The 16,748-nt window shown below is 52.6% G+C and carries 15 protein-coding genes; 14 read left to right on the top strand and 1 reads right to left on the bottom strand.

All coding sequences use genetic code 11. The features are described 5' to 3' along the window. Nucleotides 1-16: 16 nt before the first annotated feature. The 13 genes from panB (at nt 17) to FHT67_RS05815 (ending at nt 13,696) form a co-directional block, all read left to right on the top strand. Nucleotides 17-937: a 3-methyl-2-oxobutanoate hydroxymethyltransferase gene (panB, locus tag FHT67_RS05755; RefSeq protein ID WP_167196327.1), complete on the top strand. Its 921-nt coding sequence runs from the start codon at nt 17-19 to the stop codon at nt 935-937. After that, entirely contained in the window at nt 912-1,805 is an 894-nt protein-coding gene (panC, locus tag FHT67_RS05760) for a pantoate--beta-alanine ligase (protein WP_167196330.1), read from the top strand. Before panB ends, panC begins: the two co-directional genes overlap by 26 nt. Continuing rightward, a complete protein-coding gene (gene panD / locus FHT67_RS05765) occupies nt 1,798-2,181 on the top strand; it encodes an aspartate 1-decarboxylase (RefSeq protein ID WP_015844046.1) in 384 nt (127 codons plus the stop codon). Before panC ends, panD begins: the two co-directional genes overlap by 8 nt. 109 nt (nt 2,182-2,290) lie before the next feature. Then, entirely contained in the window at nt 2,291-3,133 is an 843-nt protein-coding gene (locus tag FHT67_RS05770; RefSeq protein WP_167196333.1) for a hypothetical protein, read from the top strand. Nucleotides 3,134-3,148: 15 nt separating this feature from the next. After that, the gene (dinG, locus tag FHT67_RS05775) at nt 3,149-6,010 is read left to right on the top strand and encodes an ATP-dependent DNA helicase DinG (RefSeq protein WP_132304770.1); all 2,862 of its coding nucleotides are present in this window, start codon (nt 3,149-3,151) and stop codon (nt 6,008-6,010) included. Beyond that, complete coding sequence (locus FHT67_RS05780; protein ID WP_132304772.1) at nt 6,007-6,666, top strand: redox-sensing transcriptional repressor Rex; 660 nt, start codon at nt 6,007-6,009, stop codon at nt 6,664-6,666. Before dinG ends, FHT67_RS05780 begins: the two co-directional genes overlap by 4 nt. Further along, nucleotides 6,635-7,951 carry an amidohydrolase gene (locus FHT67_RS05785; protein WP_481856675.1) on the top strand — a complete coding sequence of 439 codons (1,317 nt, stop codon included), beginning with the start codon at nt 6,635-6,637 and terminating at the stop codon, nt 7,949-7,951. Before FHT67_RS05780 ends, FHT67_RS05785 begins: the two co-directional genes overlap by 32 nt. Further along, a complete protein-coding gene (locus tag FHT67_RS05790) occupies nt 7,948-8,481 on the top strand; it encodes a cell wall elongation regulator TseB-like domain-containing protein (protein WP_167196336.1) in 534 nt (177 codons plus the stop codon). The genes FHT67_RS05785 and FHT67_RS05790 overlap by 4 nt, the downstream gene beginning before the upstream one ends. A 134-nt stretch (nt 8,482-8,615) precedes the next feature. Next, nucleotides 8,616-9,155, top strand: a complete 540-nt coding sequence (locus FHT67_RS05795; protein WP_132304776.1) for a hypothetical protein — start codon at nt 8,616-8,618, stop codon at nt 9,153-9,155. Continuing rightward, a complete protein-coding gene (locus FHT67_RS05800) occupies nt 9,148-10,647 on the top strand; it encodes an AAA family ATPase (protein WP_167196339.1) in 1,500 nt (499 codons plus the stop codon). The genes FHT67_RS05795 and FHT67_RS05800 overlap by 8 nt, the downstream gene beginning before the upstream one ends. Before the next feature lie 245 nt (nt 10,648-10,892). Further along, nucleotides 10,893-11,765 (top strand): 3-hydroxyacyl-CoA dehydrogenase family protein, encoded by an 873-nt coding sequence (locus tag FHT67_RS05805; RefSeq protein WP_167196340.1) that lies wholly within the window; start codon nt 10,893-10,895, stop codon nt 11,763-11,765. After that, the gene (locus FHT67_RS05810) at nt 11,766-12,974 is read left to right on the top strand and encodes an acetate/propionate family kinase (RefSeq protein WP_167196341.1); all 1,209 of its coding nucleotides are present in this window, start codon (nt 11,766-11,768) and stop codon (nt 12,972-12,974) included. Between the two features lie 41 nt (nt 12,975-13,015). After that, the gene (locus tag FHT67_RS05815) at nt 13,016-13,696 is read left to right on the top strand and encodes a DnaD domain-containing protein (RefSeq protein ID WP_132304784.1); all 681 of its coding nucleotides are present in this window, start codon (nt 13,016-13,018) and stop codon (nt 13,694-13,696) included. A gap of 67 nt (nt 13,697-13,763) precedes the next feature. Here the strand turns inward: FHT67_RS05815 and FHT67_RS05820 are convergent, their stop codons facing one another. After that, on the bottom strand, nt 13,764-14,621 hold the full coding sequence (locus FHT67_RS05820; RefSeq protein WP_132304786.1) for a helix-turn-helix transcriptional regulator: 858 nt from the start codon (nt 14,619-14,621) through the stop codon (nt 13,764-13,766). Nucleotides 14,622-14,758: 137 nt separating this feature from the next. Between FHT67_RS05820 and FHT67_RS05825 the strand changes: the two genes are divergently transcribed. Beyond that, a complete protein-coding gene (locus FHT67_RS05825) occupies nt 14,759-16,738 on the top strand; it encodes a glycoside hydrolase family 127 protein (RefSeq protein ID WP_167196342.1) in 1,980 nt (659 codons plus the stop codon). The last annotated feature ends 10 nt before the right edge of the window (nt 16,739-16,748 follow it).

The following is a 16,748-nucleotide window of genomic DNA, read 5'->3' on the forward strand; positions in this document are numbered from 1 at the left end:
AAGGGGATGAAGCGTAATGAGGAAACGTCTAACGATTACCAACCTCAAGAAGATGAAGCAGGACAAAAATCCAATCTCGATGCTGACCGCTTACGATTACCCGTCTGCCGTACTGGCAGAGGAAGCCGGACTGGATGTTATTCTGGTCGGCGATTCGCTGGGCAATGTCGTACTCGGCTATGACACGACGATTCCGGTCACGCTCGACGATATGATTTATCATACACGCGCCGTAGCGCGCGGTGCGAAAAACACCTTTATCGTAACCGACATGCCGTTTATGACTTATGGCATCGGCCGCGAAACAACTCTCCGCAATGCAGCGCGTCTGATGCAGGAGGGCGGAGCCCAGGCGCTTAAGCTGGAGGGCGGTACGGATATTGCGCCCGAAGTAGCGGCACTCGTAAAAGCCGGAATTCCGGTTATGGGGCATATCGGCCTGACGCCTCAATCCGTGCACCAGCTTGGCGGCTACAAAGTGCAGGGCAAGCTGGAAAAGGAAGCCGAAAAGCTGATGGAGGATGCGAAGGCGCTTGAGGCTGCGGGAGCGTTTGCGGTTGTTCTTGAGCTCGTAACCGAACCGATTGCGGAAGCGATCAGCAAAGAACTGACCATTCCTACAATAGGGATCGGAGCAGGCCGCGGCTGCGACGGCCAGGTGCTCGTTTATCATGATATTTTGCAATATTATTCTCCTTATATCGAGAAAAAAATGGTCAAAACCTATGCGGATATCGGCTCCACGATCCGGAGTGCCATTAGCAGCTATGTCAATGAAGTGAAAGCGGGAGCTTTTCCGGCTGAAGAGCATACGTTTGGCGCCAAGCCGGCAGCGATCAATCATTTGTATGGCGCAGGAGAAGCAACTGATACAAACAACAGTCAAGCAAGCAGAGAGGAGTCTCAGGGGCGTGATTTTGTGTCGAACCATAGCTGAACTCAAAAACGAACTTATTTCTATTAGAAAATCTAACGACAATGCGACAATCGGCTTAGTGCCGACGATGGGATTCCTGCATGAAGGCCATGCCAGCCTGATGCGGCAATCGGTTGCGGAGAACACCGCTTCTGTATTATCCATTTTTGTTAACCCGATGCAGTTTGGTCCTAACGAGGACTTCGAGCGCTATCCGCGCGATGAGGCGAGGGATCTCGCGATTGCGAAGGAGAACGGCATCGATATCGTCTTTATGCCGGACGTGAAGGAAATGTACCCTTCGAAGCCGCGCACTTCGGTTATTGTTAGCCAGCTCACGGATCGTTTGTGCGGGGCCTCCAGACCGGGGCATTTCGACGGCGTTGGCCTGGTCGTCAGCAAGCTGTTTCATCTTGTTCAACCGGACCGGGCTTATTTCGGAATGAAGGATGCCCAGCAGCTTGCCGTTATTCAGCAAATGACCGACGATCTGAATATTCCGGTCGAGATCGTACCGTGTCCGATTGTGCGCGAGCCTGACGGTCTTGCGCTCAGCTCGCGCAATGTTTATTTGTCGGCGGAGCAGCGTCAGCAGGCTGTTGTCCTGTCGCAGTCGCTTGCGGCAGCCAAAGCGTGGGTAGAAGAGAAAGGAATTACGCCTGAGGAACTTCTTTCACGGGTGAAAGCAAAAATCAGTGAAGCTAGCCAAGCCGATATCGACTACGCGGAATGGCTGACTTATCCTTCTCTGGAGCTGCCAGCCTGGGGCGAGCCAATTGCTGCCCAGAGCGGTAAATATATTTTGGCGCTTGCCGTTAAATTTGGCACTACGCGCCTCATTGACAATGCCCTATTCGTACCAACTACCGAGGTGAAAAATCATGTATAGAACGATGATGAAATCGAAGCTGCACCGGGCTACCGTAACGGAAGCGAACCTGAACTATGTCGGCAGCATCACCATTGACGAGGATTTGATGGATGCGGCCGATATTTGGGAAAATGAAAAGGTGCAAATCGTAAACAACAACAACGGCGCGCGTTTTGAAACGTATGTCATTACGGGCAAACGCGGCTCCGGCGTTATCTGCCTGAACGGCGCCGCTGCGCGTCAGGTTCAGCCTGGAGACCAAGTCATTATCATTTCTTACGCTTCCATGTCCAACGAAGAAGCTCGCGCGCATAAGCCGATCGTAACGATTCTGGACAGCGATAACCGCCCGCTGAAAAGCCTGTCCGAGGAAATCCACGCGACGGTTTTGTAAAGCCCGGGTTCCAGCTCTATGTAACGAATGGCATGGGGTATGAAAAGGACTCCCGAAACAAAGAATGAGCATAACACTCCTCAATTCTTTGGTGAAGGCGGGATGCGTAATGTTTCAACAAATGTTCGAAGCCATGAACGAAATGCTGGATCACCTGATTGAAGCCTATCCAACGGCAACCGGCGAGCAGAAAGCCCAATTCGACGAGCAGCTTGTGATGCTCAAGAAAATGAGCGATTCCCTCGTCGAGCACTGGATTGATTTCGAGGAAAAGTTTTCTTGTTTCGTGGAGCAGCATGCAGCTGCCTTGGAAGGCACCGTGACGCAAATGATTCCGCCGCCCATGCTGGCGATGGAGAGCAGCACGGAGCTTGGCGAACCGCCTGCTAAGCCTTCACCGGCAGCTGAACCGGCGGCGCCGTCGCCAGCCAAGAAGCCAACTGCGCCGCCGCAGACTATGCATTCTGCCAACCAGGCAGGGAAACATGAACAGGTTTCGGCAGAGGAAGCTTACAATGCGGAGCTCGATATGGAAGTGCCATACGAGTACGCGATGATGATCTCGAAGGGGCAGGGGTATTATAAATTATTTATGTTTTCCAATGCCGCCACTCATTTTCAATCCGCTGTATCTTACCTTCCGGAATGTAATCTGGCCCGGCTGTATCTGGCAATGACGCATATGCATCTGCAAAATTGGAGTGAGGCGCAGCGGCATTTCCAGTTGCTGGTTTCATTAACGGACTATCCGAAGTGGCGTGCTTTAGGCTATAATGCCCTTGGGTGCATTCAAGCGATTTACATGAATTTAGAGCAGGCGGAGCAGTTTTTCCTAAAGGCTTACGAAACCTGCCCCAGCTTCAAGGACCCGTTAAACAATTTGAAATGTTGTAAAGAAACGCCGCAGCAATTATCCTTATTTTTCGGCAGTACCGAGCTTTGCTGCTTATGAGGGGATAGAAACGTAATGAAATACGCAGTATTGGATCTGGAAACGACGGGACATGGCGTCAGCGACGATATTTTGCAGGTTGGTTTGGCCGTGCTGAACGATAACCTCGAAATCGTTGAAACCTACAGCTCCTTCGTACGCCCTACAATAGAAATCCCGGCCTTCATCACGCAGCTGACCGGCATTGACGCCGCTATGGTGGCGGACGCTCCAGAATTGGATGAGGTGCTTATGCAGCTCATCCCCCATCTGGAGGATGCCGTGCTGGTTGCTCACAACGTTAACTTTGACGCCGGATTTTTGAATCAGGCCCTTGACCGGTGCGGTTACCATCCGTTTATCGGTCGGCGGCTGGATACGATTGAGCTGCTAAGAATATTGTACCCGTCGATTACGACGTATCAGCTAGGCGCCGTAACCGAGCTTTTCGGCATTGCCCATGATCAGCATCACCGGGCCGACAGCGACGCGATAGCGACGGCCGAATTATTTGCTCAATCCGTACAGAAGCTCAGACAGTTGCCGCTGCTTACTTTGCAGCGGCTATCCTTTCTTATAGACAACGGAAGCGATCTGAGCTGGTTTATGGCCGAAACGTTGAAATATGCCGAGCTTCATACCTCCATCGATATGAATGCGTACCAGTATTTCAACCAATTCGCGCTGAAAGCCGGGGAATGGACCGATGAACAGCCTGCCCGCGCCGACCAGGAGGAGGATCCGCTCAAGGATGTTTCCTTCGAGCAATATTTGGACGGCATCCGGCAGCGTTTCATGGAAAAGTATCCGAATTACGAAGAGCGTGAAGCGCAAACAACGATGTTCCGCGAGGTATACGATTCCTTGTGCAATGACCGGCATCTGCTGATTGAAGCGGGAACGGGCACAGGGAAATCCCTTGGTTATTTGATTCCGTCGCTGTATTACGGGATTCACCAGGATAGCAAAATCGTAGTCAGCACCCATACGATCAATCTGCAGGAGCAGCTGCGCCAGCGGGATATTCCGCTGCTTCGCGAGATTTTACCTTTTGATTTCCGAGCTTCGATCTTCAAAGGCAGAGGCAATTATTTGTGTCTGCGGAAATTTGAAAGTAAAATCAATGCAAAGGATCTAGTTGCTCCCATTGATGATGCCATTACGGCTTCGCAAATGGTTGTTTGGCTCAGCGAAACGGAAACCGGCGATCAGGAAGAGCTGAATTTCGGCAATAAAGGAGCGGATTTCTGGTCGACCGTCGCAAGCGACGCGGATTCATGCCTCAACCGCCAATGTCCGTGGTTCAAGCGCTGCTATTACCATCGCGCCAAGCATGAGTCTAATATCGCCGATGTATGCATAACGAATCATTCCATGCTGTTCACGGATGTTCAAGCGGATCACCGCCTGCTGCCAAGCTACAGCCACCTGATTATTGACGAAGCGCATCATGTGGAAGAAGTAGCGGGCAAGCATCTTGGCATGCAATTAAATTATTTTTCGTTGACTCATCAGACCACGCGGCTGTTTAAGGATGCACGTTCCGGTCTGCTCCCCGCGCTTAGGCTTCGTCTTCAGCAGGAGGATGACGAGCGTGTTCAGGCTTGGACGGAAACGATCGATACGGTTATACCGGTGTTTCAGGACGTGAAGGAGCACTGGGATAAGCTGTTTGAGCTGCTGTATGCCTTTGTAGGGGAGTCGGGCGAGGCAGGAAACGATAACGGTCAGGCGGTTTGCCGTTTGCGGAGCGATACGCCTCCCAAGGGCTGGGACGACGTACTGACGATTGAGAATAACGTGCATACCGAACTGAGCCGCGTTGTGAAGACGGTTGACAAAATGGCATCGGATATCAAGGATCGGCTTGACGATCCATCCATACAAGGCCTGATTACGGATTTGAACGGCGTCGTCCGCGATTTGACTAGGGTAAAGGATGATCTCCGTACGTTTCTCAAGATGGAGCAGAACTCCGAGGTCTATTGGATCGAGGCAAGCACGACTTACCGCTACCGCTCCGTCCATCTGTACGCGGTACCGGTTGACGTAAGCAAGCAGCTTCAACAATATTTCTTCGACGTGAAGGATAGCATTATTCTTACTTCGGCAACTTTGTCCGTTCATAAATCGTTTCAATATGCGGAGGAGCAGCTCGGTCTGGAAGGCTTCGAAGATAACAATCGGCTGAAAACCGTGCAGCTGCCGTCGCCGTTTAATTACAGGGAGCAGGCGCTGGTCATTATTCCCCGCAATTTCCCGACCCTGAAGGGTTCGGCGGGCGACCCGCAGTTTATCTCCATGCTGGTAAGCTCGCTTGCCGATTCCGCGGTGGAGACAAAAGGCCGCATGCTTGTGTTGTTCACCTCTTACCGGATGCTTAAGCAGGTCTACGAACCGCTTAAGGAAGCTTTGGCGGGCTCGGGCATTCAAGTGCTTGGCCAAGGCATCGACAGCGGCAACCGGACGAAGCTGACAAGACGGTTCACCCAGCAGCCGGAGACGGTACTGCTCGGCACAAGCAGCTTCTGGGAAGGGGTGGACATCCCTGGCGAAGCATTGACATGCCTGGCTATCGTCCGCCTGCCGTTCCAGCCGCCGAATCATCCGCTTGTCGAAGCAAAATCGGAGCTCTTGCAGAAGCAGAAGCAGAACCCTTTCATGAAGCTGTCGATTCCGCAAGCGGTTATCCGCTTCAAGCAAGGCTTCGGAAGACTTGTGCGCACGGCAAAGGACAAAGGAATCGTTATTATCTACGACACGCGCGTCATTGATACGTATTACGGCAAGCACTTCCTCTATTCGCTGCCTGGTCCAAAAATCGAAACGATGCATATCGACCAGATGGTACCGCGGATGCGGGAATGGCTGCAATCGGAAGAGGAGGAAATCGGGTGAAGCAGGCGAAAATTTCGGAGGCCGTCGTCAGACGGCTTCCCATCTACCTGCAGGTGCTTAACGAATTGTACAACCGGGAAGTACAGACGGTTTCGTCGCAGGAGCTAGGCCTCAAGCTGGACCTCAATCCCGCGCAAATCCGAAAGGATCTTGCCTATTTCGGCGACTTCGGCCGTAAAGGTATCGGGTACGACGTCTCTTATCTGATAGAGAAAATTCAGCAGATATTGAAGCTCGACCAGCGGATTAACGTCGCGCTTGTTGGCGCCGGCAATCTTGGGCATGCCTTATGCAATTACAATAAGTACTCCAAGGACAACATGAAAATTGTCGCCGTTTTCGACGATCATCACAGCAAGATCGGCACGATGATCAACAATCTGACCATTCTGCCGATGGACAAACTGAAAGAGACCGTTCAAGAAAACAATATCCGCATTGGCATTATTACCGTGCCCGGTCCGGAAGCGCAAAACGTAGCCAATCAATTCGTGGAGGCCGGAATCGAAGGCATCCTGAATTTTGCGCCGGCGATCTTGCGTTTACCCGAGCATATCCGCATTCACCATGCGGATTTTACGAGGGAATTGCTTAGCTTGGCTTATTATCTGGAGAAGGAAAGGAATGAGCAGGAAAATGGCGCAGTTGTGGATTGATAACGGCCTGTTTGTGACAATGAACGACGCTAATGCGGTTTTCCGCGGCCATATGGTCGTCACGGACAATCAAATTACATATATCGGAGCGGAGCCTCCAACCGGACTGGATGAGCAAGCGGAGCGCCTTGACGGCAGCAAGCTGGCTTTTATGCCGGGCTTGATTAACACGCATGGCCATGCCGCCATGTCGCTGCTGCGCGGTTATTCGGATGACCAGAATCTGCAGGTATGGCTGGAGCAGAAGATGTGGCCGATGGAAGCCAAATACGTCGACCGGGATACGCGGGCGGGCAGCGCGCTTGCGATCGTGGAGATGCTGAGGACGGGGACAACCGCTTTTGTCGATATGTATGACCGGATGGATCAAGTTGCGCAAATGGTTGAGCAATCGGGGATCCGCGGCGCACTGACGCGCGGCGTCATCGGGTTGTGTTCGGAGGAGATCCAGCAAGCGAAGCTGAAGGAAGCGATTGCTTTTGCCCGCGATTGGAACGGGAAGGCGGATGGCCGCATCACAACGATGATTTCTCCGCATGCCCCTTATACTTGCCCGCCGGATTATATCGAGAAGTTTGTACAAGCTGCCCATGATTACGATCTGCCGGTTCATACCCATATGTCCGAGACGCTTGCCGAAGTGGAGCAAAATGTCCGAGACTACGGCTCCCGTCCAGTCGAGCATTTGGACAAGCTTGGATTCTTCTCGCGGCCGGCGCTTGTCGCGCATGCCGTCCATTTGAACGATGAAGAAATTGCCCTGCTGGCTGAACGCAACGTTGCCGTATCCCATAACCCTGTCAGCAACCTTAAGCTGGCAAGCGGAGTAGCCCGTGTTCCGGAGCTTCTGCGCGCAGGAGTGACGGTGTCTCTTGGCACGGACAGCGTTGCAAGCAACAACAACCTGGACCTGTTCAAAGAGATCAAATTCGCGGCGCTGCTCCATAAGGGAATCTCCGGAGATCCGACGGTCATTCCGGCAATGGAAGCCTTGCGCATGGGAACCGTTTACGGTGCCCGTTCGATCTGGCAGGAAGACAGCATCGGAAAGCTCGCGACAGGGATGAAGGCCGATTTTATCGCGATTGATCTGGATCAGCCTCATTACTATCCGCTCACGGATATCGTATCCCATCTCGTATATTCCGGGTCTGGCCGTGACGTCAAGCATGTATGGGTAGACGGCAAGAAGGTTGTTCATAATGGCGAATGCACGACGATGGACGAGGAAAAGATCCGTTACGAGGCTCAAGCCAGCTTTGAACGGCTGCTAAGCGCAAAATGAGAGCGACAACGAGAAAACGTCAGCCGGTGATGAGCCCGAAGCGCTGGCTGGCTGTTTTCCTTGTCGCCCTGGTTGCTGTAATTGCGGTAGTCATCATGTACTATAATACGATTCAGCAGCCGTTCTGGGATTCGGAGAATCCGATCCGGAAAGAGGCAAAGGAAGCAGCCGGTCTGACCGAGATATCATCCATCACGAAGCAGGTTTGGGATACGACATCGTGGATCGTGAAGGGCGAGAATGACGCGAAAGAAGAAATTTACGTATGGCTGATCGGTTCAGAGAAGACCGTTCAAACGGTTAAAGCCTCCGAAGCAACGGATAAAGATACCGTTAAGAAAGCCGTCTTGCAGAAGAAACCGGATGCGGCGATTAAACGCATTCAGCCGGGAACTTTAAACGGTCAGCTGGTTTGGGAAGTGTTCTATTCGCAAGGCAAGAATCCCGAGAAATACAGCTACGATTTCTATGATTTCCGCAGCGGCACGTACGTGACCGAATATCATCTTCCCGCCAAAACAGCGAGCTAGCCGCAATAACGCGGCTGGCTCCGCTTCCTGTTTTTACACCGCCTCTTTGATGCTGATATATGATATACTTTCGTATGGCAGAGTTGATATACGTCAGTGTTTCTATATAACAGATATAGAGGAGGAAACCAACTATGAAACTTCGTATTGTCCCTTTCGTGCTCTCCGCTCTAGCGACAGCCTTGCTGCTCTTTGGCGGATGGATGCTATACAAGCAGTTTGCCGTTGTTTCTCCTTTTCAGAAGTCTATTGGACAAATTGATGGTATCGCCTCGGCGAATACCCCAACTATAGATCAGAACCGCGTCTCGTTGCAGGTTACTCTTAAGCCGGACGCGAATTTGAAGGACGTCTACGAATCCATTGCCAAAGAAGGCAAAGAGGCGATTGGCAGCCGCGAATTATCGCTCGATATCGCGAATCAGGCTCCAAGCGAGCAATTGGAGAAGGTCTGGTCTTCGGTATTGTTTGACGTGGCCGAAGCGATGGAGAAGAAGAACTATTCGGAAATTCCGAATGCTCTGCAGAAGGCAACCGCTGATCATGCAGGCATTAAATACGAAACCGCTCTTGACGATAACAATGTGTATATTACGCTGAAGGATGGCAAATCGACGAAGTATGTCGTGCTTCCACGCACTCCCGCTATGTTGGAGGTGTCGGCTAATGCGTAAGTATTGGATTGAGATTACGGCAGGTTTTGTGCTGATGGCCGTTGTTTTCCTTGCTTTCAGAGGATTAAATATTTTTCCCTTCCTGATTTTTGCCGCTCTGGCGGGAGGAGTCTGGTTTGCATCGCGCGGAGGCAAAGGACGCATGACCGCTCTGCCAGGGTCAAAGCGCGGCAAGCAGATTCACTCGGTATCGATCAGCTTTGATCAGATCGGCGGCCAGGACAGAGCCAAGCAAGAGCTTACCGAGGCCCTGGACTTCCTGGTTAAACAGGACGAGATCGCAAAGCTTGGCATTCGCCCGATGAAAGGGATCCTGCTTACGGGCCCTCCGGGAACAGGCAAAACGCTGCTTGCGAAGGCAGCAGCCCATTATACGGACTCCATCTACCTGGCCGCGTCAGGCAGTGAATTCGTCGAGATGTATGTCGGCGTAGGTGCGGGACGTATTCGGGATTTGTTCAAGGAAGCTCGAGAGAAAGCAAGAAAGTCAGGCAAGAAAAGCGCCGTTATCTTCATTGACGAGATCGATGTTATCGGCGGCAAGCGGGACGGCGGACAGCATCGGGAATACGACCAGACGCTGAACCAGCTGCTGACGGAAATGGACGGCATTCATTCCGACGAAGCGCCGCGGATCCTTATTATCGCCGCGACGAACCGCAAGGAGATGCTGGACAGCGCGCTGCTTCGCCCGGGCCGTTTCGACCGTCACATCGGGGTCGATCTGCCGGATAAGAAAGGCCGCCTTCACATTTTGCGTCTTCATGCGGCCAACAAGCCGCTTGACGAATCGGTAGACCTGGAACGGGTCGCATCCGAGTCGTTTGGCTTCTCCGGCGCCCAGCTGGAGAGCGTGATGAATGAAGGAGCCATCTACGCGATGCGCGAGCAAAGCGGGACGATTCTGGAACAGCATCTGGCAATGGCTATCGATAAGGTGATGATGGGCGAGAAAACGGATCGCGAAGCTACGGCCGAAGAGCGCGAGCGTGTTGCGCTTCACGAACTTGGCCATGCTATATCTGCAGAGCTTGTTCGGCCGGGAAGCGTGTCGCAGGTTGCTTTATCCCCGCGTGGTCAAGCGCTTGGTTATGTCCGGCATAACCCGCAGCAAGACCGCTACTTGTACACGAAGGAGTTCCTGGAAAGCCAGATTATGATCGCGCTTGGCGGCGCCGCTGCCGAAGAGATTTTCTACGGCGGCCGAAGCACCGGCTCCCGAGGAGATTTCGACCAGGCGATGAACATTGTTCGCACCATGGTGGAATCGGGACTTACCGAGCTTGGCATCATTGACGCTAACATGATGACGCCGGATAAATGGGCGAACATTACCCGTTCGATTCTGGATGAGCTGATGGACAAGACGAAAGCGATGCTGGAAGCAAGACGCCTAGTATTCGTTCAGTCCCTGGATGTGCTGATCAAGGAAGAAACGCTTGGCGGCGACGATTTCCGCGCTCTTCTGAGCCGGTTGTCCCAAAGCGCATAAGAAGTCGCAAACCGTAATGAACGGCAGTTCAGGTTAAGCTGCCGTTCATTTTTTGGTGTCAACATAATTAATCGGAAAAGCGCATAAATCGTTCATGCGTTGTTCATGAGGTGTTCAAGATCCGTTCATCTTCCTGCCTTCATTCTTTGTCTGAAAAAGGGTATAATGGATGCGAGGAAGAGAGAATTATTCTCAATAACGTTTAGAAAAAGAGAAAAACATACGAGGAGAGAATCGACAGAATTATGGCAATCAAAAAAGTTGGCGTTATCGGCGCCGGTACAATGGGGCAAGGAATTGCGGAAATGCTCGCTTCTAAAGGGCTGGATGTGTATGTAATCGAAAGCTCGGAGGAACGCTTAACATACGGAATGCAGATGATCGAACTCAACCTGGATAAGCAGATTGAGAAGTGGGCTTTGACGCAGGCCGAGAAAAAACTGATTTTGAATCGTATCCATACATGCAAAAACTATGAAAATTTAACCTCTTGCGAGCTGGTTATTGAATCCATCACCGAGGATTTGGAAAGCAAAAAACAGGTAATCAAGAAGCTGGACGAGATGTGCGACCAAAACGTCATTATCGCCAGCAATACCTCCACGCTCAGCTTGACCGAGCTGGCAAGCGTAACGAGCCATCCGGAGCGCGTTATCGGCCTTCACTTTATTTATCCGGTATCCAAGATCGATCTCGTTGAAATTGTCCGCGGTTTGAAAACTTCCGATGCTACGTTCGGCGCAACGAAAGAATTCGTGGATGAGGTTATCGAGAAAAAAGGGATTATGGTATTCGAATCGCCAGGTTTTGTGACTACCCGTCTGATCTGCCTCTTCATTAACGAAGCGCTGCATGTTCTCGAGGAAGGCGTAGCTTCGGCAGAAGATATCGATAATGCGATGCGCATCGGTTATTCGTTCCAGAACGGACCGTTCGAGATGGCAGACCGCTTTGGCCTGGACTCCGTCCTTGCCGCCCTTGACCGGATGTTCCGCGAGTACGGGGAATTGAAGTACCGTCCGTCTATCGTCCTTAAGAAGATGGTGCGCGGAGGACATCTCGGCGTGAAGTCGGGCGTCGGATTTTTCAAATATGACAAGGATGGGGACCGTATCTAGATGAAAGTACTCGTAATTAACGCAGGCAGCTCTTCGCTGAAATATCAGCTCTATAATATGGAGAACGAGTCGGTGCTTGCAAGCGGGCGCGTAGAGAGAATCGGCATGGATTCCTCGATCGTGACCCATGAACCTCCCGGCAAGCCGGACGTTACGCAAGTCAGCGAAATTCTTGACCATATAACGGCGGTTAAAAAGGTTATCGACATGCTGACTCATCCCGAGCATGGCGTCGTTGCCTCGATGGGAGAAATCGATGCGGTTGGACACCGGATCGTGCACGGCGGCGAAGTGTTCAAGAGTTCGGCGCTTGTAACGGCTGACGTAAAGCAGGAAATCCGCAAGCTGTTTGATCTTGCTCCGCTCCATAACCCGGCCCATATGATGGGCATTAACGCGGTAGAAGCGAATATGCCGAACGTTCCGCAGGTGGTTGTATTCGATACCGCCTTCCATCAGACTATGCCTAATACATCCTACCTGTACCCTATTCCGAGAGTGCTGTACCGCCGACATAAAGTGCGCCGTTACGGCTTCCACGGAACTTCGCATCAATACGTAAGCGAGCAGGCTGCCAAGTACCTGGGCAAGCCGCTGGAATCGTTGAAGGTGATCTCCTGCCATATCGGGAACGGGGCAAGCGCAACGGCCATTATGGACGGGAAATCGTTCGATACCAGCATGGGGATGACGCCGTTGGAAGGCCTGATGATGGGTACGCGCAGCGGTGACCTGGATCCGGCCATCGTGCCGTATGTCATGAACAAGGAAGATCTAACCTTAAGCGAAGTAAATTCCATGCTGAACAAGCATAGCGGTATGCTTGCCATCTCCGGCATCAGCAGCGATATGCGCGAAATCGTGGAAGCAATGGGCGAAGGCGACGCAAATGCCAAGCTGGCCTTTGATATGTACACGTACCGCGTCCGAAAATATATCGGAGCTTACGCCGCCGCGATGAACGGCGTCGACGTTATTCTGTTCACGGCAGGCGTTGGCGAGAACTCGAACGTTCTTCGCAAAGCCGTTTGCGAAGGCATCTCGTTCCTGGGCGTTGAGTTGGATGAGGAACGCAACAATATCCGCAGCAAGGACGTCCGCGAAATTTCTACGGATGCTTCCCGCGTAAAGGTGCTGGTTGTGCCAACGAACGAGGAGCTGCTTATTGCCCGCGATACGTACAAAATCGTGAAAGGCGAGTCTAACTAATCGAATATGACAGTAGTTAAGGTAGCGGAGGGATCGGTTGCATGAGCAATGAGGACATGTGGAAGGCCTATTCGCGGGGGATGGCGGCCGTCATGAAAGAAGGAGGCGTGCATGTATCTGCACTGCTCCTGCGGTCTTACCGCCAATTGAATTTATCCGATACGGAAGCCATGCTGCTGCTGCAGCTGATGCTGTTCGGGGAAGCGGAAGGTGTCGAGTTTCCGACGATGGAGCAGCTGGCGGAGCGTACCGGCTCTACGACAAGAGATATTGAGCAGACGATTGGCCGTTTGATGAAAGAAGGCTTCCTGACCATCGACGAGCGGATTGATCCGGTAACGGGAATTCAATCCGAGCAATATAATTGGAGCGGCTGGCTGCTCAAGGCTGCCGAATGGGCGGCCGAAGAGAAACGGGAGACCCGGAGAACGGAGCGGCGAACCGTGAAACGGGCGACGGATCCGGGGAACATATTCTCGGTGTTCGAGCAGGAATTTGGACGTCTGTTATCGCCGATGGAATGCGAGACGATATCCGGATGGCTGGACCAGGACCGTTATGCGGATGAGCTGATCCGGTTTGCCTTGAAGGAAGCCGTGTTTGCGGGCAAGCTCAATTTCCGTTATATCGACCGGATTCTGATCGAATGGGGACGAAACCGGGTTACGAACGTGGACGAAGCAAGAGCCCATTCCCAGAAGTTTCGCGGACCGCGCGGATAGCACTCATCTTCATTATACGAAAGCCTTGTGCCTCCTGAAGAAGGAGTACAAGGCTTTTTTCATTCGGTTAGCGCGAGAATTGCTTCCTGTATTTAAGCGGCGATGTGCCGGTGTATGCTCGAAAGCAGTTGGAGAAGTAGGGGGCATGGCGGAAGCCCGTCTTGTCGGCGATAACCGCGATGGACCATTCGGTCTTCACGAGCAGCAGCTTGGCCTGCTCGAGCCGGTATTGATGCAAATAGTCCATCGGAGAGCAGTGATAGATTTCTTTCATGCACCTGACGATGTAATTGGGATGAAAATGAAGAGCCTCTGCCAGTACCGCGTTGGTCAGCTCCGATTGATAGTGCTGACGGATATAAGCTTCCGTTTTGCTTGCCAGCTTCATGGCCGGAGAGTCCGTGCTCTCGCGGTCCTTGCGTTCCTCCAGCAAGCCCAGCAGCTCGATAAAGAGCTGATGCTCCTGCCAATAAACGCCTCGTTGATGCTCGCTTGCATAAGCCAGCAGCTGAGCGAGATGCCGCTCGGCAAGCGTAAACTCATACGGCGCAGCATATTTGGGAATCTGGATGAAATACGGATTTTCAAAGGCGTGACGCAAGGGCAGAGGCGGGGAGGCGGCATCGGATGCATGCTCCTTCCACTCACCGTTGAAGTCAAAATGTACCCAATAAAACGACGTTTCGTTGTCGCAAGGCTTAGTCGAATAGTGATAGCGGTCCGGCAGAAGCAGCAACGTCTCCCCGGCCGAAACTTCCCACTGCTTGTCTTCCTCTCCGATATACAAGGTACCCTTAGTCACCCAAAGGAGATCAAACAAACCTAAGTTGCGGCGGTTGGGATGCTGTTCGCCGGGCTTGTATGAGGTTTGCCCGGTTGCGATGTAATAAGGCATGGGAGGAAGCTGCAGGGATACGTGAGTCATACGGATAGACCATCTCCTGTCAGTGTAATATTTTATAAAAAGGAAGGTTGTTTTACTTGTAGTTTCATTGTCTTCTCGAGAATAAACTAGAAAATAGCAAGAATCAAATCTTTTATATTCGAGCAGGAGGAACTTTCATGGCGAAGCAACTTAACGGACGGCTGGGAAGCAGTCAGGTACATATTGAGGATGCTTTTTGGAACCGCTTTACGGAGCTGGTGCGCGAGACCGTAATTCCTTACCAATGGGAAGCGTTAAACGACCGGATCGCGGATGCGGAGCCAAGCTATGCCATCCGTAATTTCCGTGTCGCGGCAGGACTTGAAGAGCATCCTTACGGCGGCATGGTGTTCCAGGACAGCGACGTGGCGAAATGGCTGGAGGCCGTTGGTTACTCCTTGGCGAATCATCCCGATGCCGAGCTGGAGCGTACCGCTGACGAAGTAATCGATCTTATCGCGATGGCGCAGCATGAGAACGGTTATTTGAATACGTATTTCACGATAAAAGATCCGGGCAAGCAGTGGACCAATCTTTATGAGGCGCATGAGCTGTATTGCGCGGGCCATATGATGGAAGCGGCTGTTGCCTATTACGATGCGACGGGAAAACGCAAGCTGCTTGACGTCATGAGCCGGTTCGCCGATCATATCGATTCGGTCTTTGGCCCGGAGGAAGGAAAGCTGAGAGGCTATGACGGCCACCAGGAGATCGAGCTTGCGCTGGTCAAGCTGCATCAGGCGACTGGGGAAGAACGGTATTTGAAGCTGGCCCAGTTCTTTATTGACGAACGCGGGACGGAGCCGAACTTCCTTGTGGAAGAAGGGAAGCAGCGGGATGGCTATAGCTTATGGGCCGGAGGCAAACGCCCAATTCCGACCGTGAAGCAGCTGGCATACAACCAGGCGCACAAGCCGGTTCGGGAGCAAGAAGCGGCGGTCGGCCACTCGGTCCGCGCCGTGTATATGTATACCGCAATGGCGGATTTGGCGAGATTGACCGGGGATAAGCAGCTTCTTGAAGCCTGCGAGCGGTTATGGAGCAACATGACCGGAAAACAAATGTATATTACGGGCGGCATCGGCTCCACGCATCATGGCGAGGCATTCTCGTTCGATTACGATCTGCCGAACGATACGGTATACGCGGAGACTTGCGCTTCTATCGGTCTGATCTTCTTTGCGCAGCGGATGCTGAAGCTCGAAGCCAAAAGCGACTACGCCGACGTTATGGAGCGCGCATTATATAACAACGTGGTCGGCAGCATGTCCCAGGACGGCAAGCATTACTTCTACGTCAACCCGCTTGAAGTATGGCCGCAAGCCTCCGAGAAAAATCCGGGCCGCCATCATGTGAAGGCCGAGCGTCAGAAATGGTTTGGCTGCTCCTGCTGCCCTCCAAACGTGGCGCGTCTGCTCAGCTCCTTGAATGACTATATTTACACGGTATCTGCCGCAAGCAATACGATCTACACCCATCTGTTTATCGGCAGCGAAGCGCGGTTCGAGCTTGCCGCAGGCTCCGTTTCCTTAAAGCAGCAGTCGCAGCTGCCATGGAAAGGATATGCGCGATTCGAAATGGCCGATGTTCCAGGCACGCCGTTTACGTTGGCTCTTCGCATCCCGTCCTGGAGCAAAGGGAAAGCTGTACTGAATATTAACGGCCGGACAGCGGAATACGCGGTGGAGAATGGATACGCGCTCGTTAGCCGTAATTGGCAGCAAGGAGACGTTGCGGAATGGGAGCCGGCGCTTGAGGCTCAACTGACGGCCGCACATCCGCAAATCCGCGCAAATGCCGGCAAGGTGGCGATTGAGCGCGGACCACTTGTCTACTGCTTGGAGGAAGCGGACAACGGAAGCCCGCTAGCGGCGGTGTCGCTTGTTACCTCCGGAGTGCTTCATTCTTATTATGACGATCAATTGCTGGGCGGAGCGGTTGTCATCGAAGCCGAAGGGCAGCTGGACGAACAGGATTCCTGGCAGGAAGACACGCCGTATCGCCCGTACGCGAAGCTTCGCGCTTCAAAGCGGGTCCGGCTGACGGCCGTCCCGTATTATCTTTGGGGCAATCGGGAGAAAGGCGAGATGACCGTCTGGATACGGGCTTTGGGATAAGAACGGGTAC

Source organism: Paenibacillus sp. BK720, from assembly GCF_011761545.1.
In the GTDB taxonomy this organism is placed as follows: Bacteria; Bacillota; Bacilli; order Paenibacillales; family Paenibacillaceae; genus Pristimantibacillus.